The sequence below is a fragment of the Lancefieldella parvula DNF00906 genome, assembly GCF_000758945.1.
GTDB classification, from domain to species: Bacteria; Actinomycetota; Coriobacteriia; order Coriobacteriales; family Atopobiaceae; genus Lancefieldella; species Lancefieldella parvula_C.
The window spans coordinates 1-21870 of sequence record NZ_JRND01000015.1 but is presented as its reverse complement, the minus strand read 5'-3'; the positions used below and the strand labels follow the sequence as shown (position 1 = coordinate 21870).

20 protein-coding genes are annotated in these 21870 nt (G+C 45.9%); 18 read left to right on the top strand and 2 right to left on the bottom strand.

Features of this window, described 5'->3' with window-relative positions; all coding sequences use genetic code 11:
- Positions 1-176 precede the first annotated feature (176 nt).
- The 10 genes from HMPREF1647_RS02855 (at position 177) to HMPREF1647_RS02810 (ending at position 12353) form a co-directional block, all read left to right on the top strand.
- Positions 177-383 carry a FeoB-associated Cys-rich membrane protein gene (locus HMPREF1647_RS02855; RefSeq protein WP_035431909.1) on the top strand — a complete coding sequence of 69 codons (207 nt, stop codon included), beginning with the start codon at positions 177-179 and terminating at the stop codon, positions 381-383.
- Positions 384-509: 126 nt separating this feature from the next.
- A complete protein-coding gene (locus HMPREF1647_RS02850) occupies positions 510-1823 on the top strand; it encodes a glutamine synthetase family protein (protein WP_035431907.1) in 1314 nt (437 codons plus the stop codon).
- 337 nt (positions 1824-2160) lie between these two features.
- Positions 2161-3012, top strand: coding sequence for an ABC transporter substrate-binding protein (locus HMPREF1647_RS02845; protein ID WP_035431905.1), 852 nt, complete (start codon positions 2161-2163; stop codon positions 3010-3012).
- A 181-nt stretch (positions 3013-3193) separates the two neighbouring features.
- Entirely contained in the window at positions 3194-4543 is a 1350-nt protein-coding gene (locus HMPREF1647_RS02840; protein WP_262363797.1) for an amino acid ABC transporter permease, read from the top strand.
- Positions 4543-5403 carry an amino acid ABC transporter ATP-binding protein gene (locus tag HMPREF1647_RS02835; RefSeq protein WP_035431903.1) on the top strand — a complete coding sequence of 287 codons (861 nt, stop codon included), beginning with the start codon at positions 4543-4545 and terminating at the stop codon, positions 5401-5403. Before HMPREF1647_RS02840 ends, HMPREF1647_RS02835 begins: the two co-directional genes overlap by 1 nt.
- A 152-nt stretch (positions 5404-5555) precedes the next feature.
- Positions 5556-6230 (top strand): winged helix-turn-helix domain-containing protein, encoded by a 675-nt coding sequence (locus tag HMPREF1647_RS02830; protein ID WP_035431901.1) that lies wholly within the window; start codon positions 5556-5558, stop codon positions 6228-6230.
- 196 nt (positions 6231-6426) lie between these two features.
- Entirely contained in the window at positions 6427-7845 is a 1419-nt protein-coding gene (locus tag HMPREF1647_RS02825; protein ID WP_052039106.1) for a S1C family serine protease, read from the top strand.
- A 61-nt stretch (positions 7846-7906) separates the two neighbouring features.
- Positions 7907-9268: a DNA recombination protein RmuC gene (locus HMPREF1647_RS02820; RefSeq protein WP_262363796.1), complete on the top strand. Its 1362-nt coding sequence runs from the start codon at positions 7907-7909 to the stop codon at positions 9266-9268.
- Between the two features lie 148 nt (positions 9269-9416).
- Positions 9417-9740, top strand: a complete 324-nt coding sequence (locus HMPREF1647_RS02815; RefSeq protein ID WP_035431899.1) for a metal-sensing transcriptional repressor — start codon at positions 9417-9419, stop codon at positions 9738-9740.
- Positions 9741-9749: 9 nt separating this feature from the next.
- A complete protein-coding gene (locus tag HMPREF1647_RS02810) occupies positions 9750-12353 on the top strand; it encodes a heavy metal translocating P-type ATPase (RefSeq protein ID WP_035431897.1) in 2604 nt (867 codons plus the stop codon).
- Here HMPREF1647_RS02810 and add read toward each other — a convergent pair.
- Both add and HMPREF1647_RS02800 read right to left on the bottom strand, forming a co-directional pair.
- Positions 12343-13341, bottom strand: a complete 999-nt coding sequence (gene add, locus HMPREF1647_RS02805; RefSeq protein ID WP_035431895.1) for an adenosine deaminase — start codon at positions 13339-13341, stop codon at positions 12343-12345. The genes HMPREF1647_RS02810 and add overlap by 11 nt on opposite strands.
- Positions 13342-13386: 45 nt before the next feature.
- Positions 13387-14421, bottom strand: coding sequence for an ADP-ribosylglycohydrolase family protein (locus HMPREF1647_RS02800; protein ID WP_035431894.1), 1035 nt, complete (start codon positions 14419-14421; stop codon positions 13387-13389).
- 433 nt (positions 14422-14854) lie between these two features.
- Here HMPREF1647_RS02800 and HMPREF1647_RS02795 point away from each other — a divergent pair, with 433 nt between their 5' ends.
- From HMPREF1647_RS02795 to HMPREF1647_RS02760, 8 genes are all read left to right on the top strand, one after another.
- Positions 14855-15817 carry a zinc dependent phospholipase C family protein gene (locus HMPREF1647_RS02795; RefSeq protein WP_035431892.1) on the top strand — a complete coding sequence of 321 codons (963 nt, stop codon included), beginning with the start codon at positions 14855-14857 and terminating at the stop codon, positions 15815-15817.
- 6 nt (positions 15818-15823) lie between these two features.
- On the top strand, positions 15824-16603 hold the full coding sequence (locus HMPREF1647_RS02790) for a metallophosphoesterase family protein (RefSeq protein ID WP_035431890.1): 780 nt from the start codon (positions 15824-15826) through the stop codon (positions 16601-16603).
- Positions 16604-16605: 2 nt separating this feature from the next.
- Positions 16606-17163: a DNA-deoxyinosine glycosylase gene (locus HMPREF1647_RS02785; protein WP_035431888.1), complete on the top strand. Its 558-nt coding sequence runs from the start codon at positions 16606-16608 to the stop codon at positions 17161-17163.
- Positions 17164-17367: 204 nt separating this feature from the next.
- Positions 17368-18021, top strand: a complete 654-nt coding sequence (locus HMPREF1647_RS02780) for an amino acid ABC transporter permease (RefSeq protein WP_035431885.1) — start codon at positions 17368-17370, stop codon at positions 18019-18021.
- Positions 18008-18685 (top strand): amino acid ABC transporter permease, encoded by a 678-nt coding sequence (locus HMPREF1647_RS02775; RefSeq protein ID WP_035431883.1) that lies wholly within the window; start codon positions 18008-18010, stop codon positions 18683-18685. The genes HMPREF1647_RS02780 and HMPREF1647_RS02775 overlap by 14 nt, the downstream gene beginning before the upstream one ends.
- On the top strand, positions 18678-19433 hold the full coding sequence (locus HMPREF1647_RS02770) for an amino acid ABC transporter ATP-binding protein (protein WP_035427996.1): 756 nt from the start codon (positions 18678-18680) through the stop codon (positions 19431-19433). Before HMPREF1647_RS02775 ends, HMPREF1647_RS02770 begins: the two co-directional genes overlap by 8 nt.
- A 58-nt stretch (positions 19434-19491) precedes the next feature.
- The gene (locus HMPREF1647_RS02765; protein WP_035431881.1) at positions 19492-20388 is read left to right on the top strand and encodes a cysteine ABC transporter substrate-binding protein; all 897 of its coding nucleotides are present in this window, start codon (positions 19492-19494) and stop codon (positions 20386-20388) included.
- Positions 20389-20573: 185 nt separating this feature from the next.
- A complete protein-coding gene (locus HMPREF1647_RS02760; RefSeq protein WP_035431879.1) occupies positions 20574-21569 on the top strand; it encodes a 2-keto-3-deoxygluconate permease in 996 nt (331 codons plus the stop codon).
- Positions 21570-21870: the final 301 nt, after the last annotated feature.

The window sequence follows — 21870 nt, the reverse complement described above, 5'->3', positions numbered from 1 at the left end:
GAACTGCGTCCCAAAACTTGGACATAAGAAATGGGGGGCAGTTCACTTTGACTGAGAGCGCAGTTCTCAATTGTTTTGGTAAGAATTTAGATTTTGCAAATAATTTATGATTTAGCGTATGCAAGCATGTAATGAGGGTATAGTATGCCGTAGTTAACAAATTGAGGAGTATCTGTATGAGTCCTATTGATATTTTGGTTGTCCTTATTGTCATTGCTCTTGTTGCTCTTTGTGTCCGCTCTCAACTTAAGAGCGCAAAAGAGGGTTCTTGTTCTGGATGCTCTTCTTCCAGTAGCTGCGGCACTCATCATGGTGGAGATGGTCACTGCGGTGTTGCTCAGAAAATGATTTCTGACGTTGATAAGGCTTTTGACGCTCAATAGGTCAATTGTCACAATTTCATTAACAATTTTTTACCATTCGCCCGGTTTCAGGGAAGTGGAAACATAGCCGTAACAAGAATGTGTCATGGTAGTTACGATTCCAGTTTTCTGACCCGGGAGGACCGTATGAGTACGGATAAGAAAATTGACTATATTCTTCGCACGGTAGAGGAACGAGACGTTCGCTACCTGCGTCTTTGTTTTACCGATGTGCTCGGCGGATTAAAAGCTCTCTCCATTTCCCCCGAGGAGCTAGAAGAGGCTTTTGTTGAGGGCATTGGTTTTGACGGCTCCAACGTTGACGGCTTTGCTTCCCAGGAGCAGTCCGATCTTCTCGCATTCCCTGACGCAGATACGTTCCAGATTCTTCCATGGAAGACAGATGACGGTGTAGTTGCAAACGTATTCTGCGATATTCAGACTCCTCGACGTGAGGCTTTTACAGGCGATCCACGCCTTGTACTGAGAAATGCTTTTATTAAGGCAGAAGACCTTGGCTATGTTGCAAATGTTGGCCCTAAGCTTGAGTATTTTTATTTTGTGAGCGGGACTGAGCCAAAGCCTATTGATCAGGCTGGATACCTTGATTTGAATTCTGCTGATCTCAGCCATAGTCTTCGATACTCCACGTCTCGTGCACTTGAGAATCTTTCTATTCCTGTTCAGTATTCTTTCCATGCAGCTGGCCCTGCTCAAAACGGCGTTGAGCTCCGTTATGCAGAAGCACTAACTTGCGCGGATAACATTGTTACTGCTCGTCTGGTTATCAGACATATTGCAACACTTCACGGTGTGTTTGCTTCGTTTATGCCAAAGCCTCTTCAGGGTGTCCCTGGCTCAGCCATGCTTTTGAATCAATCGCTTCTTGACCACGATGGCGAGTCTCTGTTCTGGGCTCCAAAGACTGAGAGCGAGGCCCACCTTTCTGAGCTTGCTCAACACTACATTGCAGGTCTTATTAAGTACGCTCCCGAGTACATGCTTATTACTAACCCAACGGTTAATTCCTATAAGCGTTTTGATCGTGATGCTATTCCTGCCTATGCAACCTGGGGTCGTAAAAACCGTTCTGCTATGGTTCGTATTCCTACGCATAAGCCAGGAAAGCATGTTGCCACCCGTGCTGAACTGCGTATTCCTGATCCAACTGCAAACCCTTATTTGGCTAATGCTGTCACGCTTATGGCTGGACTTAAGGGTATTGAAGAAGGCCTCTTGCTTCCTGAGGAGTTTGTAGGCGGAAATCCTGCCGATTATGGCGAGAAGCTCCCAATTAATCTTGGAGAGGCACTTGAGCGCTTCAAACAGTCGGAGCTTCTCAAAGACGCTCTTGGTGAGCACATCTTCTCGTATCTGTGCGAGCGCAAGGCAGAGGAGTGGCGTGAGTTCTGCCTTACCGTCACTGACTGGGATACCCAGAAATACTACGCTGGTTGCTAAGCAACTATTCTGCTTGCGTTTATAGGTACCTTTGAACCCTGTTCTGATTTTTTTCAGAGCAGGGTTTTTTGACGAGAAACCCTTGTTTCACGCAAAGAATGTAGCCTTCTTATTCGAATTGTTACCGTTTTATGAACTGAAAAAATTACTTTTACCTGGGCTTTATTGGATAGAATGACTAAATAGTAGTCATATATACAAACAAATGTAGCTTCTCGCCATTTTTATGCAATAAAAACGAGAAATGCGATGAAAATTATAAGTAGATTTTTCATATTTGCTTCCTATAATTCATTCCAATGAATTTCAGCTCAGATTTATTCAGGAAGAGGCAAATATGAAATCGTCACTGGTTACTACCGTAAAAAAGAATGTCCTAAAGGGCGTAGCTGCTGTTTTTATGGTATGTGCACTTGTTGGTCTTATGGCTTGCTCGTCATCTAAGCAAGAAAATGCGCAACAGGGTACTACTTCATCCTCTGATTCAAGCTATACGCTGGTAACTAAGGGTCATCTGACCGTTGTAGCAGAGCTTGGTTTCCAGCCTTTTGAGTACTTTGAAGGTAACTCAACCACTCCTGTTGGTTTTGACGTTGATCTTATTACCGAGATTGCAAAAAGACTCAATCTTGAGGTTACGTACCTGCCAAACCAGAAGTTTGACACCCTTGTTCCAACTATTAAGCAGGGTGGCAAAGCAGACGTTGCTATCGCAGGTATTACTATCACTGACGATCGCTCACAGGAGGTAGACTTCACTACTTCTTACCTCGACTCCAATCAGTCCCTGGTTGTTAAGTCTGGCAGCACCGAGACCGAGCAGACGCTCAACGACGCCTCTAAGAAGGTTGTTGTTCAGACAGGTACTTCCGGCGAGGATTGGGCTAAGGAGAACCTTCCAAAGGCAACTATTGTTTCTGTAGACGATGTTGCTGCAGCAATGGCAGGAGTCCAAACCGGTTTGTACGATGCTATGGTCATTGACTTGCCTGTTGCTTCCAACCTGATTAGCACTTCATATTCTGATCTGACTATTGCAAAAGAAATTCCAACAGGTGAGCAGTATGGCATTGCTGTTTCTAAGGACAATCCTGCACTAACTGAGGCAATCAACAAGGTTCTTGCAGACATGGAGAAGGACGGAACCATGACTGCTCTCAAGACCAAATGGTTTGGCTCTAACATCTAGTTTTACTAGCTCAGCAAAAGTGCTTGAAGTCAGATTTGGCTTCAAGCACTCACTGTTTTCATCAGGATTTATCGCATCTCAAGCTCTAAAGGAGTATCACGTGATTGCACTTTTGCACAAAACTATGTCAGGACAGCAACTGTCCTTGTGCATGTCATCTGCGAGTTTCAAAGCTGAATCTGTGCCTCAGAGTACGGCTTATAATTCAGCTAAGTCAACGCTCTCGCATAATCGTGCGTACTCCTCGCTGCTTGTAGTTCTTCTCGCTACGCTTCTTTTGAGTGGGCTGTTCTTTATGTCTCTGAGCGTGTTTTCTGTTCAGAGTGCGTTTGCTCTCACCACAAATAAGGCAACAGCTAAGTCAAATCAGACAGAAGGCAATGGCGTTATCGGTGGCAAAGAGACCCGTTTGACCTGGGAGGGAACAGTTGAGGACGAGCAGGTCTCTCAGCTTACTTTGCAGCTTCCAGAGGGCTCCGATCTGCAGAGCGCAACTACTAAGGTGACCGTTCTTTCAGGTCTTACGCGCGAGAAGATCGAGGCAACTGCAAGCGTCCAGGGAACGCAGGTTGTGATCTCTTTTGCAACACCCGTGGATGCTCAAAAGCTGATTCGTGTAGAGATTTCCGGCATGAAGTTTCCTGCTGACGGCGGTTCGTACTCTGTCGAGGGAACCTATACCACTGAGCAGGGAACTCAAAAGCTTGCTTCTTCTCCCGAAATCACCATTATTCCTAACACGCCAGTTCAGGCTCTGGTGAATTGGCTTGATGCTCAGCCTTGGGTTGAAGCGTGGAACTCCAATCACTTTTTGGGCATGTTCTTAAAGCCTCAACTGATTGTCTCCTCAGTTATGATGCTTTTTCCTGGATGGCTGGTTTGTCTTGCAATTGTAATTTGCGCCTATCCTGTGGCCATTGTGCTGGGAATGGGCTTTGCGCTGCTAAAGATTTCCAAGAATCCGCTCCTGCGTGCACTTGCGGTGGTATATATCAATTTGTTGCGTGGAACCCCATTCTTCCTGCAGATTTATATTCTGTTCTTTGGCCTTCCTATGTTAAATATCAATCTGGACACCAATCTGCTTGGCTTTATTGTGGTTGCTATCAATTCTTCTGCGTATCTTTCTGAGATTTTCCGCGCGGGCATTCAATCAATCCCGCAGGGTCAGTATGAGGCAGCAAGCTCTCTTGGTATGAATCGTCTCCAGACCATGACGTTTATTATCATTCCTCAAACTATCCGTCGGGTTATCCCACCTCTTACCAGCGACTTTATTACTTCCTACAAAGATACCTCGCTGCTTTCTTCTGTAGGTGTTATGGAGCTGATGATGTTTGCTAAAAACCTCACCACCTCAACGGGAAACATGACGCCATATATGACGGCCGCTCTGTTCTATTTGGCAATTACCCTGCCACTCATTAAGGTAGTTGGCACTATCGAGAAACGCATGGAGCAGTCAGAAACAGGTAAAACAGCAAGCGTCGCAGATAGTAAGACCCAAGCTCTTTCCAAGGAGGAAAACTAATGTCTTTCTTTTCTTTCAAAAAGAAGTCGGATACAGAACAACCCGCCTTGGATGCTGAAGTCGCTGCACAAGAGGCATTTGAGCGCGATAAGCCCCTTACTAACCATACTTTTGAGGCAGGTGAACATCCTATTGTTCGTATTGAGCACCTCAATAAGTCGTTTGGATCAACGCATGTCTTAAATGACGTTAACCTGACTGTTTGGCCAGGTGAAGTTGTGGTTGTGCTTGGTCCTTCGGGCTCCGGTAAATCCACTATGCTCCGTTGTATTAATCTGCTGGAGACACCTTCTGCAGGCCATATCCTTATTGAGGACCAAGAGATTACAGGCACAAACGAGACAGAGGTAAATGCGCTTCGTAGAGATGTCGGAATGGTTTTTCAGCAATTCAATCTGTTTGGTCATTTAACGGTTAAAGAGAACGTAATGATTGGTCAGATTAAGGTTCTAGGAAAGTCAAAAGAGGAGGCAGAGGCAGAGGCGCTAAAACAGCTGGAGGCTGTTGGCCTTGCTGATAGAGCAGACTTCAAGCCTGGTGCGCTTTCCGGTGGACAGCAGCAGCGTGTTGCAATCGCTCGCGCCGTTGCTATGCATCCAAATGTACTTCTGTTTGATGAGCCTACTTCCGCGCTTGACCCCGAGCTTGTTCGTGGTGTTTTGGATGTTATGCGTGATCTGGCAAAGAACTCTGGTATGACCATGATTGTGGTAACGCACGAGATGGGTTTTGCAAAAGACGTGGCAGATCGCGTGGTCTTTATGGAAGGAGGAGTGGTAGTTGAGCAAGGCACTCCTGATGTCATTTTCAACAATCCACAAAACCCTCGAACAGCTGAGTTCATTGGCGCTATTGCGTAAAACCAATACTTTTTAGAATTAATACGCAAACGAAAAAATAAATTAAGACGAGAAAATCTTCTCGCCCTAATTGCAGATAATAAGGTATATCTGCTCTTTATTCGCAGCTTGTGGTATGCTTTATAAGATTAAGCTTATCCTAGGGGGAATCGATGCATCACAAGAATATTCTTCTTGTATCTGCAACGACACGCTTACATGAACGTATGCGTGAACTTTCGCATGTCATTGATGTGTCTATTGCTCTTGCAAATGCAGCCTCATTTTCTCAGGCTGCGGCTTCTGGTCATACCTTTGACCTTATCATTCTTGATCAAAAAGACCTGTCCCAGGATGTTATTAGCACGGTAGAGAATTATTCTGCGCAAAATGGCGGAATTGCTCGCCTGTTTGTTGCTGACCTTGATAATCTTTCTAAGTTTGTTCTGCCTGTTCAGGGCAAGAGCGATTTTATTTTGTCTACTGCAACTATCCAGGAGTTTAGCCTTAGGTGCTCGCTGCTTTTGTGGCCAGGTACCGAGAGCACTTCTAGAGATTTGGTTATTGTTGACAACATAAAGATTAACCTGGCAACGTATCAGGTTTATATTGATGAATCTCCTGTTGATCTTACGTATATGGAGTATCTGCTGCTGTCATTCTTGGCAACCCATCCGTCTCGTGCATACTCACGTGAGGCTCTTTTGCAGCGCGTTTGGGGCTTTGAATACTGCGGCGGTACCAGAACAGTTGACGTTCACGTAAGGCGTGTTCGCTCAAAGATTGGTCCTCAAGCAGCCGCTCATCTTGAGACGGTTCGTGGTGTAGGCTATCTATTTAGAGCATAATCGCAGGTATAAACTGCATTTAATGGGATCTGCAAACTTCTTTCTTACTAGCAGGATTTCCGCGCGTCTTTCTCATAATGAGAAACGAATTTTTGTCCGGTATAACGGGTAGAATACACATATTGAAAAATTGATGTTTAGCGCAGAATTATTTGCGTTAGTTGTTTGCATCAAAGTGATGTTAAGGAGGATGTCTATGGAGAACCAAGCACATGGTTTAACCACAGATTCCGCTATTTATAAGCGTTTCTCGCCAGTTGAGCAGACTGGATTTATGTCTATGTTCAAAAGCTCAAGTGTAAAAAGAACAGCTTGTGTAATTGCTTTTGCCGTTGCTTGTGTTCCTACCATTGCTTTGGGAGAGGGAATTTCTAAGCTTCCTGTAGTATCTGGTCAGGCAACTATTTCTCAAGCAGCGACGTCTCGTCCTGCTGCAGAACCAACTGATACTAAGACGGCAGAAACGGTAGCTTCTAAGGTTTTGCCTTCGGTTGTGTCCGTTAAGGCTACCAGTGATTCATCAGGCTCAACCGGTTCTGGCGTTGTATTGAACACAAATGGAGACATTCTTACCAATTACCACGTTATTGAGGGTATGGATACGTTCTCTATCTCCGTTAATGATAAAGAGTATGAGTGTACTGTTGTTGGTACAGATCCAACCTCTGACCTTGCTGTTCTTCATGCTGACCTTAAGGGAGATAGCCTAACCCCAATTGAGATTGGTAATTCCGATAACTTAGCTCCTGGTAGTTGGGTTATGAGTGTTGGTAGCCCATTTGGACTTGATCACTCTGTTTCTGCAGGTATCGTGTCTGCTCTTTCTCGTGGAGATATGCTTGAGACAGAGGGTGGAGAAACCACTATTTATGCAAACCTCATCCAGGTTGATGCAGCTATTAACCCAGGTAATTCTGGCGGCGCTCTGGTTGACTCTAATGGTCAGCTTGTGGGTATTTGTACGTTGTTCTCGTCAGATACCAAGTCATTTGCGGGTATTGGTTTTGCAATTCCTTCTAACTATGCCATTGATATTGCAAATCAGATTCTTTCTGGCCAGCAAGTTAAGCATGCCTATATTGGTCTTTCTATGCAGACCGTTACTCCTCGAGTTGCAAAGCGCAATGATCTTTCGGTAGATTACGGTGCGTATGTAGCAGGCCTTCTTGATGATAGTCCTGCAGAGGGTGCTGGTATTAAAAAGGGTGATGTTATTGTCTCTATTGGTGGAGAGCGCGTAGTTTCTGCTGATGCAGCTATTATTGCCGTTCGCTCTCACAAGATTGGAGAGACCGTTCCTGTAGAAATCATGCGTGGAGAAGACCGCCTTACTATCAACGTCACGCTTGGTTCTGATGAGACGCTTTCTTCTATGAAAGAGAAAGAAAAGAACAGCAAGAACGAAACAAACAACGATACTGATGATAAGCAGGATCGCACTGAAGATGATGATTCCTATAGGTATTATCGTCAGCAAAATTATTGGGAAGAGTTCTGGGATTACTTCACTAATCCTTATGGAGATAAAGACGTTAATTCCGATAATCCATTTGTGAATTTCGTAGAGGGCATTACCAATAGCATTGCAGAAGTAATCTACGGCATTTTTGGTTAACACTCAGATTGCGTTTGCTGTGTTTGCGTTTGTTTGTTCTGCTATGAGTTAGGGGAGTCTTGTGGATTTACTTGTGCTGTTAGTTTTGGCTGTAGTCGCCATTCTACTTATCGTGAGCCTTGTCACACTTTCCTCTAAGCTTTCGCAAGTAAAGACGCTGCAAGAGCAAAGTCAAACATCATCTGCAGAGCTTATAAGAAGCTCCCAAGAGTTGGATCGTCGTGTTACGGATAACATGGCAAAAATGCAAGAGCTTATGGATACAAAGCTTGAGAAGGTAAGAGAGGTAGTTGATCAAAAGCTCACCTCAACGCTGCAAAATCAGACGAAGCAGACTGATCAGCGCATTGCTCAGCTTGATGCTCGCTTTGATGCTTTTCAGCGTCGTGTGGATGACAACATGAAGGCAACCTCTCAGGCCTCAACCGAGCAGCTTGGCAAGGTCAGAGAGACTGTTGACAAACAGCTCAGCGACATGCGTAAAGAGAATGAAGCAAAGCTTGAGCTTATGCGTCAGACCGTTGACGAGAAACTCCAGAAAACGCTTGATGAGCGTATGACTCAATCGTTTCAGCGCGTATCTACGCAACTTGAGCAAGTTCATCAAGGCTTGGGAGAAATGCGCGGCCTTGCAGAGGGTGTTGGAGACTTAAAGAAAGTTCTCTCTGGCGTTAAGACTCGCGGAATTGTTGGAGAGATTCAGCTTGGCGCAATTCTAAGAGACATTCTTTCTCCAGAGCAATATGAAGAGAATGTTGCTACTGTTTCTGGTTCTACTGAGCGTGTTGAGTTTGCAGTTAAGTTGCCTGGAGAGTCAGGGGAGACTGTTTGGCTTCCTATTGACTCAAAGTTTCCAGGGGATACCTATGAGCATTTAGTGGATGCAATCAATGCAGGAAATGAAGAGGCGATTGCTGCCGCTAAAAAGGGTCTAGAGACTCGAATTAAGGCAGAGGCAAAAGATATCTCTACAAAGTATATTGCCCCACCAGAGACAACTAACTTTGCTATTTTGTTCCTTCCTTTTGAGGGACTTTATGCAGAGGTAGTCAGTCAGACGGGTTTGCTTGAGCAGCTACAGAGAGAGTATCGCGTTAATGTGTGTGGTCCTTCCACTATGGCAGCACTTCTTAACAGTCTTCAAATGGGATTCCAATCTGTTGCTATTCAGAAGCATGCAGACGAGATTCAAAAGGTACTCTCTGCAGTTAAGACAGAGTTTGAGACGTATCAAGCTCAGCTTGAGAAGGCTCAGAAACAGATTAGAACTGCAGAAACCACCATTGATAAGATTCTTACTACTAGAACAAAGGCTATGAACCGCAAGCTCAGAGGTGTTACTGCATTAGAGAGCCTTGAAGATGCACAGAGTACTTTAGGTCTTGTTGAGGGAAGTGTAGAAGATCAAGAGGATGATGAGTAGCACGTATTTTTGAGTGCTGAGTTTCTCTTTTATAGGTAGATAAAAAACAGCGGCTTCGGTTGCTGTTTTTTTGTTGCATAAAAATACCTTATGGGGGTATACTGTTTACAGAAACTAATACCCCCTTAGGGTATGCAAAGGAGGACAGATGGCTCAGAAAGACAGCCAACCACAGGAAACTTGTTGTCATTGTGATCACAAGGCTACTCCTCGCTCAAGCGAGCTTAAAAGTGGAGTTTCTCGCCGTATTAACCGTGCAATCGGCCAGTTAAATGGCATTAAAACAATGATTGACGAGGATCGTTATTGCGGAGATGTCCTTATTCAGCTTGCAGCAGTTGAGTCTGCGGTTAAGGCCATCTCAAGAGAAGTAATGCAGGATCATCTGGAGTCTTGCGTAGTTGACCGCATCCAGTCAGGCGATACAGAAGTTATTGATGAGGTCATGGACCTCTTTAAGCGTTTTATGTAAGGTGGCGTTATGGATCAGAAAGTTTTTGATGTACAAGGAATGACGTGTGCAAGTTGTTCTGCGCACGTAGAGAAGGCGGCAAACTCTGTTTCTGGTGTCTTTGAGGCTCGCGTTAATCTACTTAAGAATTCTATGGAAGTTGATTACGACGGTAATCCAGATACCCTCAAGCAGATTTCTGACGCAGTAAGCAAGGCAGGCTATGAGGCAACACCTCGTAGTGACAAAAAAGATTCTACTGCAGCTACTAAGGCAGATGCTACCGATGCTTCAGAAAAGGCAGTAAGGCAGAAGAGAGTCGAGCTTATTTCCTCAATGGCGTTTGCCATTCCACTGTTCTATCTTGCCATGGGTGAGATGATAGGAGCACCTGTTCCACCTGCTGTTTCTGGCATGAATGGCATGATGAACTTGGCTCTTACCGAACTCTTGCTTTGCATTCCTATTCTGTTCATTTGTCGTCACTATTTTATTGGTGGATTCCGTTCTCTGCTGCATGGCACTCCTAATATGGACTCGCTCATTGCGCTAGGTTCTGCAGCATCGTTTGCCTACAGCGTTGTCAGTCTGTATCAGATGGCAAACGCTTTTGTCGCAGGAGATGTGACTGCAGCTCACCATGCAATGCATGGCATGTACTTTGAGTCCGCAGGTTTGATTCTTGCTCTGATTACCTTGGGTAAGTTCTTTGAGGCTCGCGCAAAAGGTCATACCACAGGTGCAATTAACGCACTTATGAACCTTGCCCCAAAGACTGCTATTCTCGTCAAAGACGGTATTGAGCAGGAAGTTCCTGCAGAGACCGTTGTGGTGGGAGACATTCTTGTGGTAAGGGCTGGTCAGTCAATTCCTGTTGATGGCCAGCTCATCGAGGGAGAAGGATCTGTCGATGAGTCCGCGATTACCGGAGAGCCCGTTCCTGTAAGTAAGACCGTTGGCGATTCCGTGACAGGTGCTACGGTATCTACCGGCGGCTGGTTTAAGATGCGTGCCACCGCTGTTGGCGATGACACTACACTTGCAGGCATTATCCGCCTGGTTGACGAGGCAACAAGCTCCAAAGCACCTATCGAGCGTCTTGCTGACAGCATTGCTGGCATCTTTGTACCTGTTGTCATTGGAATTGCGCTGGTAACCTTTGCAGCATGGTTTGTCTTTGTGGCACCTGGTGACTTTGCGGTTGCTCTCTCGCACGCTGTTGCTGTTCTGGTTATTTCGTGCCCTTGTGCACTTGGTCTGGCAACACCTACTGCCATCATGGTAGGCACTGGTTTGGGCGCTTCAAATGGCATTTTGGTCAAGTCTGCCGAGGCGCTTGAGGGCGCAGTCCGAGCAACCGTGGTTGTTCTTGATAAGACCGGAACGCTCACTGAGGGCAAGCCGAGCGTAACTGACGTACTTTGTGCAGGTGGAACTTCCGAGCAGCAGCTGCTTGAGTACGCATATGCGCTTGAGCAAAAGAGCGAGCATCCACTTGCGCAGGCTATTGTTACGTATGCTCAAGAGAAGCTTGGAGAGTCTGCAGGCAGCTCTCTTGATGTACAGGAGTTCTCACAGGTTGCTGGTGGTGGCCTTATAGCAACGGTTGGCGAGAAACGCCTTGTAGCAGGAAACGCTCGTCTTATGGAGCAGGAGGGTATCAGCACACAAGAGTTGACTTCCCAGGCTCAGCAGCTAGCTGAACAGGCAAAAACACCGCTGTACTTTGCACTTGAGGGTAAGCTTCTTGGTGTTATTGCTGTGGCCGATAAGGTAAAGCAAACTAGTGCGTCCACCATTGCTCGTCTTCGTGCTATGGGTGTTAAGTCAGTCATGCTTACTGGCGATCAGGCAACAACAGCAAACGTCATAGGTAAGGAGCTTGGCGTTGACCAGGTTATCTCTGATGTCTTGCCAAGCCAAAAAGAGTCCTACATTAGGCAGTTCCAGGACTCTGGAGAAAATGTTGTCATGGTTGGCGATGGCATCAACGATGCTCCAGCACTCGCTCGAGCAAACGTGGGAATTGCAATTGGTGCAGGTACCGATGTTGCCATTGAGTCTGCCGACATTGTCTTGATGAAGTCTGATCCAGCTGATGTTGCAACTTCAATTGAGCTTTCTCGTGCCACTATGACCAACATCAAAGAGAACCTGTTCTGGGCTCTGTTCTATAACACCATTTGTATCCCTGTTGCTATGGGCCTGTTGTATCCATTTGGCATTTCGCTGAACCCTATGATCGGTGCAGCTGCCATGGGCTTCTCGTCAGTCTTTGTTGTATGCAATGCACTGCGCCTGCGTACCTGGAAGCCAAAGAATACCAGCTCAGCAACTCGCCAAGACGCTCATGACACAAAACCAGTCATTGACGTTCAAACTAAGTCCACAAACGACGCATCCGCGTCACAGAAGGAGGAATCTTATATGGAGAAGAAACTAAACGTAGAGGGCATGTCTTGCCAGCACTGTGTTGCACACGTTACACAGGCTCTTGAGGCTGTCGAGGGTGTTTCTAAGGCAACCGTTTCACTTGACGAGAAGAGCGCTGTAGTTGAGCTGTCTTCTGATGTTGCTGATAGCGCATTGGTTGACGCTGTTGTTCAGGCAGGATATGAGGCTACTATTGCCTAAGGTGGGCAAGTAGACGGTCCTTCTCGCTAGAATCACTAAATACCGCACGTGCAGCATTTTCAGCAAGCTCACGTGCGGTATTTTTGTCTAGACCGCAGTGCTGCTGCAAAAGCTCAAACTCGCGCGAGAGGGTAGTGTTGGAGACAGTCATGTTGTCCGTGTTGATAGTGATCGTCAGACCAGCATCAAGCAGTTGCTCAAGAGGGAAGCGCTCTATTGACTCAAAGATGTGCGTCTGAAGGTTGCTGGTAGGGCAAATCTCAAGAGCAACATTTGCAGCCTTGAGGTCCTGGATAACGCCTGTGTCCTCCAAAGAGCGAACACCGTGGCCAATACGTTGTGCGCCAAGTCGAAGTGCAGCCTTGATGCTTTCTGGACCAGCAGCCTCTCCCGCGTGGATAGTAAAAGGAACGTCTTTTCTTTGTGCTTCAGCAAAAAGTGACGAGAAATTCTTTGTGGCAAAGAGCGCTTCTGCTCCTGCTAAGTCTGCTGCTACGACGCCATTTCCAAGGTACGCTGCAGCCAGATCAATTGACTCTTCATTTTTGTGCTTAAGCTTTTCACCTGTGCCACGCATAGCGCAAATAAGGTATGCCGTGTGGAGCGCTGACTGTGGATGCTCTGCATAGAAGTCAGCTCTACCAGCAAGAGCAGCCTCAAGAACTTCTTGCTGAGAAAGACCTCCTGCGGTAAGACTCCCTGGTGCAAAGCGGGGTTCAGCGTAGAGAATGCCCTCTGCGTCAAGTTGCTCGTGAAATGCCTTTGCAACCGTACGAATGCCCTGCGCTGACTGCATAAGCTTGAGCGACAGCTCAAATGTAGCAAGATACTGGTTAAGATTATGGCAATGAGCTGGGACTTGCATCTTTTCTTTGAGTTCAGCCAAAGAGAAATCAAGTCCCGCTTCTGCTGCAAGTTGAGCTGCGGCAGGAAGTGGGATTGATCCATCAAGATGAACATGCAAATCGATAAGAGCACAGGAGCTCATGGCGCCTCCTACAAGAAACGTATGCTATGGCGCAAAGAGCGCAAACTAGATAGCTACATCATACGGTAGGGAAGTGGCGTTTTCCAAATCGTTTGCAAGTTTTTCAAACTGGTATCCATTGACGCGCTCAAGCAGACGTACTTCATCAGGCAAAACGTCATAGTGAATCTGTGAGCAAATAGCGCAGGCAATAGATCCAATGGTGTCTGTATCTCCACCCATCTCCGCGGCTATTCTCGCTGCTTTAGAGACTTTTCCTTGTGAGAGCTTTACCACTGCAAGAACTGCAGGGATAGTCTCTATGGTTTCATAACCACAGCCACAGTAGTCGTAGATGTCTCTTGATGCTGCTAGGGGAGCCTCAAGGTTTTTGGCACCCTCGCAAAACTCCAGCGCCATGATGCACTTTTGATACATGCTAGGCATAGGCATTTGTGTACCAATTTTTGTGTAGAAAGCTCGGTGTCCATAACTTAAAGCAGTTTCAAGAGCATCCTCTACCGTAAACGAGTTTTCAGAAAGACCTCTGCTTATGGCGGCAACAATCATTGCTGCACCCATGATAGCTACGTTGGTTCCGTGCGTAGGAAGCGCAAGCTCAGTAACGCTGTTAATGAGCGCATGTTTGTCTTTCCAGCTCACAATTGAAGCCAGCGGTGCGCATTTCATGGCACATCCGTTAGTGGTTCCAAGGCGACCGCATGTTTTGAGCGAGTGGCCAGAAAGTCGATTGGCTAACGCAGCTCTTGTGGAAGGACCAACTACCTGGGCAGCGTTTGGCTCTGTTGCCACATAATTTTCTAGCGCATCAAAGTAGCGGGATTGGTTAAAAACCCCCTGGTTATCAATGATGTTTTTAGTCAAAATGATTGCGTTTGCGGTGTCATCTGTAGTCTGACCTGCGGTAAAAGGTCTTCCAAAAAAGTCATTTTTAGGTGGATTTGAAAGACTTTGAACTCCATCAGGAAATGCAAAATCAATTTGGTGTGGTGACATCATCTCTGTTGGCATGCCATAGGCGTCGCCATAGGCAAGGGCCGTAAGCATCCTATAGAGTTTGATTTTTCTTGCCGTATTCATGTTACTCACGCTTCTTTATGTTAGAAGAACGTGATGTTTTGACTCTGCAGAGACTCTTGTTACCTGCAGAGATAAGCTTCTCATAGCAGCATGCCATGATTGCTCCCCTCAATTAGATATTCTCTGTCTTTGCAGGTTTTTCTTTACTGTGCCGTAAGGAATGCCTCACTCCTTAGATCCTTACTTTCCCAACTTGTAGTCGCAATACAAGCTAGATGGCTCAGACAGAAAATATCTCCCCCAAGTATGTTTAAAGATATCAAATATTTAAGTATTACTACAGGGGGTAAGGCTTATTAATCGGCGGGCGGTAGCTGAAGAGAGCTTAGAGGCAACTTATTCACAATAGTGACTACATACTGTCTTATATTCTCTCTAACGCACTGAGCCATTGCTGGGTAAAATGGTTTGTAGCAATCTGAAAGGAATGGACATGCCCGCAATTTTGACTCATGACTTCTTTGGCAAGGATGCCTTTGATATAGCTGCAGGCAAACTTGGTTTTTCTACGATGGAAGAGCGAGAAGCTTTTTTGTTGGGCAACCAAGGTCCAGATCCGCTGTTTTATTTAGCAGCAGATCCACTGCTGCATCGCTACGCTAAATATGCGTCGATCATGCATAAAGAAAAAACGCCCGAACTTCTTCTTTCTATGCGAGACGCAATTGCACCTCTGCCACTCAAAGACGTTGCGGTCGCTCGCGCCTATATTGCAGGATTTCTCTGCCACTATATGCTTGATTCCGCTGCTCATCCTTTTGTCTATTACTGGCAAAACATGCTTATCTCTCAGGGCGTAGAGGGCTTGGATGAATCTGCCAAAAATCAAGTGCATGCAGAAATCGAGAAGGACCTTGATGAGGCAATTCTTTACGCCCATCTTGGTAAAACGGTAGCTACCTATAGGCCGTATAGCGAGGTTTTGAAGGCATCGCTGCATACGCTTTACGTTTTGGATAGAGTGTTTTTCTTTGCGTTGTTATGGACGTATGAAAAACCTACCGATACCAGGATTTTCTCGTCAGCTGCTGTTGATTTTAGGATTATCCAACATCTAGCATATTCGCCAACAGGTAAGAAAAGAAAGCTACTTGGTCATCTTGAGCGTACCTTTGGTACAAATAGGTTCTCTTTGATTGAGGCACTCTCGCACGGGGCAAGGGAATCTTCTGATTCTGATTTTGATAACAGAGCGGGAAATGAGTGGATTGATCCTTTTACGGGAGAGGTGCGCAAAGAGAGCTTCTGGGATTTGTATGACCATGCGCTGGCAAATGTGCCTTATGCACTTGACGTTTTCTTCTCGCCAGACTTTAATCTTGATACTGCAAAAGAGCTTACGCAAAATCTGAACTTTGATGGTCAGACGCTTGCAAATGAAGGTTCGACAGAATAGGTTTTTGTGGCAACGTACGTTTTTTCTGATATTCACGGTCATGTGGAGCCGCTTAGGCGTGCTCTACAGCGTATTAATCCAACCGAGTCAGACGTGTTCTATTGTCTTGGCGACATGATTGATCGTGGTCCTAGCTCGCTTGCCACTATAAAGACAATTCGTGAGCTTCCTAACTGTACCGTTTTAATGGGCAATCATGAGCAACTTGCGCTGCAAGCATTGGCCCCAGAGGCGGATATTGAAGCTCAGTTTATGTGGCAGATTAACGGGGGAGACGCAACGCTTGCTGAGCTCAAGACGCTTTCTGAAGAAGAATATAGTGAGCTGATTGACTGGTTGCAGGCGCTTCCTTTGTACGCCACCGTTGAGGTCCAAGGCAGAGATTTTGTTCTGGTTCATGCGGGCGTAAGGTCTAACGGTGTTCCCTTGCCAACCGCCTGGGATAAGGCTTCTTTGGAGCAGTACTTAAGTAAGCAGTCTGAAAACGATCTTTTGTGGATTCGTGAAGAGTTTTGGCAATATCCAACGGATTTCCGCACGTCAGAAGCAGCGTATCCCGTTGTAATTTGTGGCCATACACCCACACCTTTGTTAGCAAGTTTTGGTGCAAAAAACTTGAATCGCAGCGCCACTACTCCTGATGGTCTTGCGCAATGGGTCCAGTCAGATGGCGATAAGTGGGGAATTGATACGGGCACAACAGGTGGAGCCGGCTACGGCCAAGTAACTGTACTGCGCCTTGATGATTTGCAGGAGTTTGTTGAGCCGCTGCAAGAAGGCGAGTAGCTGTGGCTGCAAAGACGCCGCAGCCTGCTGGCGATGCTGCCAAAACTGCGCTTACGCATGTTGAGAACACGCTTGACCCCATCATCTTTCCCGATTCTCGCGTGCTGCTCTTGGGATCAATGCCTAGTCCCAAGTCTCGAGAAATTGGCTTTTACTTTGGTAATCCTCAGAATAGATTCTGGCGCGTAGTTGCCGCGTTATATGGCGAGAAACCCCTCAAGTCCATATCTGAAAAGATTGACTTCTGTAAAAGACATCATCTTGCTCTTTGTGATGTGCTTAAGGCTTGTGATATTAAGGGCGCAAGCGACGCTTCTATTGCAAATCCAGTTCCACACAACATTGGCGCTCTTATTCAAGATTCATCAATCTGCGCCATTTTTACACTTGGTGGGACGGCAACAAAATTTTATAAGCGCTACACCGAGCAACAAACTGGTATTTCCGCACGTCAACTGCCTTCTACAAGTCCTGCTAATGCCCGTATGTCAGTTGATGATTTAGTGGAAGAATTTTCCATTATCAAAAAATTTACCAATTGTGAGTTGACAATATCCTAGTTGCGACTAGGATTATACGCATGCGAATTATGGCTACGACATACACTGCACTTTGTGCATGCACCGCGATGTGTCTGGTGCCCGGGTCACATACGACCAGGGTGTAATTGTCGCTGAGCAAAATTTTCCTGGTACAGACTCGGGCGTAAAGCTATTTTGTAACTCTTGTGTGATCATTCGCACATCCCGAGAGGATTTATTCGCATGGACTGGAGCTTCATAGGGGAACATCTCCCACTGTATGCAGAAGCTGCAAAAATAACGCTTACTATCTCTTTCTTTGGAGTTCTCTTCTCGCTTATCGTTGGTTTGATAAGTGCTCAGATTTCGCTGACAAAAATTCCTGTTTTAAGTCAGCTTAATGCTGTTTATGTTGAGCTTTCCAGAGGAACACCCCTGCTTATTCAGCTGTTTCTTATCTACTTTGGTCTGACTAAAGTTGGTCTCAAAATGGATGCAGAGGTAGCTGCTGTTGTGGGTCTAACGTTTCTTGGTGGCTCCTATATGGCAGAGGTGTTTCGCGCAGGCTTTGAATCAGTTGCAGCTATTCAGTTTGAGTCTGCAAAGGTTTTGGGCCTCTCAAAGATTCAAGCTCTCCAGCACGTTATTCTTCCGCAGGCACTTTCTGTAGCAATTCCAGGCCTCGTTGCTAACATCATTTTCTTAATCAAGGAATCTTCCGTTGTTTCCGGCATTGCTCTTGCAGATTTGATGTACGTAACCAAAGACATTATTGGCATGCAATACGACACTACAGAAGCCCTCTTTATGCTGGTAATTGCCTATGTGATTATCCTTGTTCCTATTTCTTTGCTTGGCAGCTGGCTGGAGAGGAGGCTTGACTATGCCCGTCGATAACATTTTGCTGCAGGAAGGAGTAATAACGCGCCTTCTTGGAGGTCTTGCAACAACGGTGCACATTGGCCTTATCTCTGTGGTGCTTTCCATTCCTCTTGGTATTCTCGTTGGACTTTTTATGACATCCAACAACAAGATTGTTCGCGCAATTCTTCGTGTGTACCTTGAGATTGTTCGTGTTATGCCTCAGCTGGTGCTGCTCTTTGTGGTGTTCTTTGGTACTTCTGAATGGTTTGATGTCAACTTTGATGGCATTGAAGCTTCAATTGTGGTCTTTACCTTCTGGGGAGCCGCCGAGCTTGGAGACCTGGTAAGAGGAGCGTTGGAGTCAATTCCAGCATCTCAGTATGACAGCGCGTTTGTACTTGGTCTTTCTCGCCAGCAGACGTTTTTTAAGGTCATCCTTCCTCAGGCTTTCAAGCGTCTTTTGCCTCCAGCTATCAACCTGATTACACGCATGATTAAGACAACGTCACTTTGTAATTTGATTGGCGTGGTTGAGCTGCTCAGAGTTGGTAGTCAGATCACCGATTTTTATCGCTTCAAGTTCCCAACCGACGGAGCACTTTGGATTTACGGAGCTATTTTCTTCCTGTATTTTGCTGCCTGCTTCCCACTTTCGTATCTTTCACGCAGGCTTGAGAGGAGCGCCTCACATGAGTAACACCGTTTTAGCAGTTAAGGACCTCACTAAGGTATATCCCTCAAGCCAGAAACCCGTGCTTGATAAGATTTCGCTCTCCATCAATAAAGGCGAGGTAGTCGTGGTGTTGGGACCTTCCGGTTGCGGTAAGTCTACGCTGCTTCGCGCCATTGTTGGCTTGGAAGATATCCAAGGGGGAGAAGTGCTTCTCCACGATCAGGTTATTTCTGGTCAGAAGAGGGAAAGCGCTGCAGCAGGCATTGGAATGGTTTTTCAAAGCTATGATTTGTTCCCTAACATGACGGTTTTGAAAAACGTAACCCTGGCCCCTCTGGTAGTGCAGAAGCGCTCAGAGGATGAGGTTTTGGCACAGGCAGAAGAACTGCTGCGTCGTGTGGGACTGTGGGAGAAGAAAGACTCCTATCCATCAGCACTTTCTGGCGGCCAAAAGCAGCGCGTGGCAATTGTTCGTGCTCTTATGACTAACCCTGAAGTTCTTTTGCTGGACGAAATCACTGCAGCTCTTGACCCCGAGATGGTTCACGAGGTTTTGCAGGTAGTTATGGAACTAGCAGAGCAAGGAATGACCATGCTGGTGGTAACTCACGAGATGCGCTTTGCTCAAGCAGTTGCTGATCGAGTCATCTTGATTGATCAGGGACACATCGTAGAAGAGTCGTCCGATGCACAAGAGTTTTTCTCGGCACCTAAAACAGAAAGGGCACAAGAGTTTTTGCGCACCTTTGAATTTGAACGTGTACATAAGTAAACAACGTGTTTTTGCACGTAGATGATGTAGTAATTGATACAACTTGTTAGGATTTGAAATGAACTTCTTTGAAAATACTTCCGCTTCTCTTTCTCGCCGTGCTTTCCTTGGTGCAAGCGCACTTTCTGCTGCAGCTCTTTTGGCTGCTTGCAAGAAAAAGGATTCCGACGGAGCTCAGGGTGGATCTTCTGATACAGACTCAAAGTTTAGAACTCTTGATGACATCAAGAAGGCAGGCACAGTAAATATCGGCGTCTTTAGCGACAAGGCTCCTTTTGGTTATGTTGATGCAAACGGCAATTACGCTGGTTACGACATTGTTTTTGCTGAGCGCCTTGCAAAGGATATGGGCGTCAAGATCAACTACATTGCCACTGACGGACAAAATCGCGTGCCTTTCTTGCAGTCTAATAAGGCAGACATCATGTTGGCAAACTTTACGGTAACTGATGACCGTAAAGAGAAGGTTGATTTCTCTCTGCCATACATGAAGATTAAGCTGGGCGTTGTTTCTCCATCCTCTGCGCCAATCACAGATGTTTCGCAGCTTGACGGCAAGAAGCTTATTGTTTCTAAGGGAACCACGGCTGAGGTTTGGTTTGCTAAGAACGCACCTAAGGTTGAGCTGGTCAAATTTGATAGCTATGCTGATGCGTATAACGCACTGCTCGACGGCCGCGGCGATGCTTTCTCAACCGACAACACCGAGGTACTTGCATGGATTAAGTCTAACCCTGGCTTTGTTGTTGGCATCGACGACCTGGGCGACTCCGATACTATTGCTGCTGCAGTTCACAAGGGTAACTCTTCGCTGTTGGAGTTTATCAACAACGAGATTACCGGCCCTCTTGCAGAGGAGAACTTCTTCCACAAGGCTTATGAAGAGACACTTGCTCCCATTTACGGTGACGAGGTAGATCCAAATAACATTGTTGTTGAGGGCGGCAAAATCTAAGTTCTGGGCTTAGTCCGTCTTTACAGCTCAATTACACCCATTTCGCGAGAAGACCTTGCAGCTTGTAAGGTCTTCTCGCGTTTGTAGCCAAATTGTTAATTTGTACAGTACTTTTTAAAAATGATTCTTTGTGCTGATAAAGTAGGTCAACTATTTTTTGACCAACTAGGGCAAAGGAGCTGATAATGGCAGCTGAACAGCAAAAGACAACTCGTAAGATTGGCGTCCCCAGGTTCCCCGGCGATATTATGCTGTATCCACTTTCTGTGGGCCTACTACTTCACTCTTTTTTCCCTCAGGTTCTAGAAATTGGTAGTTTTACTACAGCTGTTGCTAAGGGTGCTCCTGCGATTGTTGGTATTGTTCTGCTGTTTGTTGGTGCTTCCATTGATTTGAAGACTGTTCCAAAGGTTCTGAAGACTGGCCTAACCATTCTTATTCCTAAGCTTGCTATTGCTATTGCCTTTGGTCTCTTTGTTGCTAAATTCCTGGGCGATAATTTCTTTGGTCTTAATGCACTTTCCATTATTGGTGGTATTACCTTCTGTAATGTTGCTCTGTACATTGGTATTACTGCTGAGTACGGAACTCCTGATGAGCAGGGTGCAGCTGCAGTTTTGTCTCTTGTTGCAGGTCCTGCAGTTACCATGATTGCGCTAGGTGCAGCAGGCGTTGCAGCAATTTCTCCAACCGCACTTATCGGTACGCTGCTTCCTCTGGCCCTTGGTGTTGTTCTTGGTAACCTTAGTCCTTTTATCAGGGCACTTTTGGTTCCTGGTATTAACCCTTGCATTGCTGTTGTTGGTTTTGCGCTTGGTTGCGGCATGAGTGTTGAGAACCTTATTATTGGTGGTCCATCAGGTATTCTCCTAGCAGTACTTTGCATAATCACGGGTATTCTTACCATGCTTGTTGAGCGTCTTCTTGGTGGCTCTGGTAAGGCAAGTCTTGCAAGCGCGACTATTGCTGGTACTGCAACAACCACTCCTGCAGCGGTTGCTAGTGTTGATCCAACGTATACAGCCCAGGTTGTTGCAAATGCAAACGCTCAGCTTGCAGCTGCTGTAGTTATTACTGCACTGGTAGCCCCTGCGTTTACGGGTTGGCTTGATAAGAAGCTAGCTAAGAAAAATGACGCCAGTGCGGTACAGACTTCAGAAGAAGCACCTGCTACTGAGTAATTAAGTAGGCTTTATATAATGCATATGAACTGCCTCCCATTTCTTATGTCCAAGAAACGGGAGGCAGTTCATATGCGGGTGATTATGATTCTATAGCGTGTTAGCGTTGGCTTTTAGGCCTTGCGCACAAAATAGCTCAGATTTCTTATGTTCTGTTGAAGAATCGACATGTTCTTAATCAAGAGAGCCAGGCAGCTAGGCGGTCGCACTACCCGATATGCATTTCTATGCATAAACTTAACCTAATATGCTAAAAAATGAATAGCGTCATATAAAAGATTTAACTATAGGTAAATTTCGT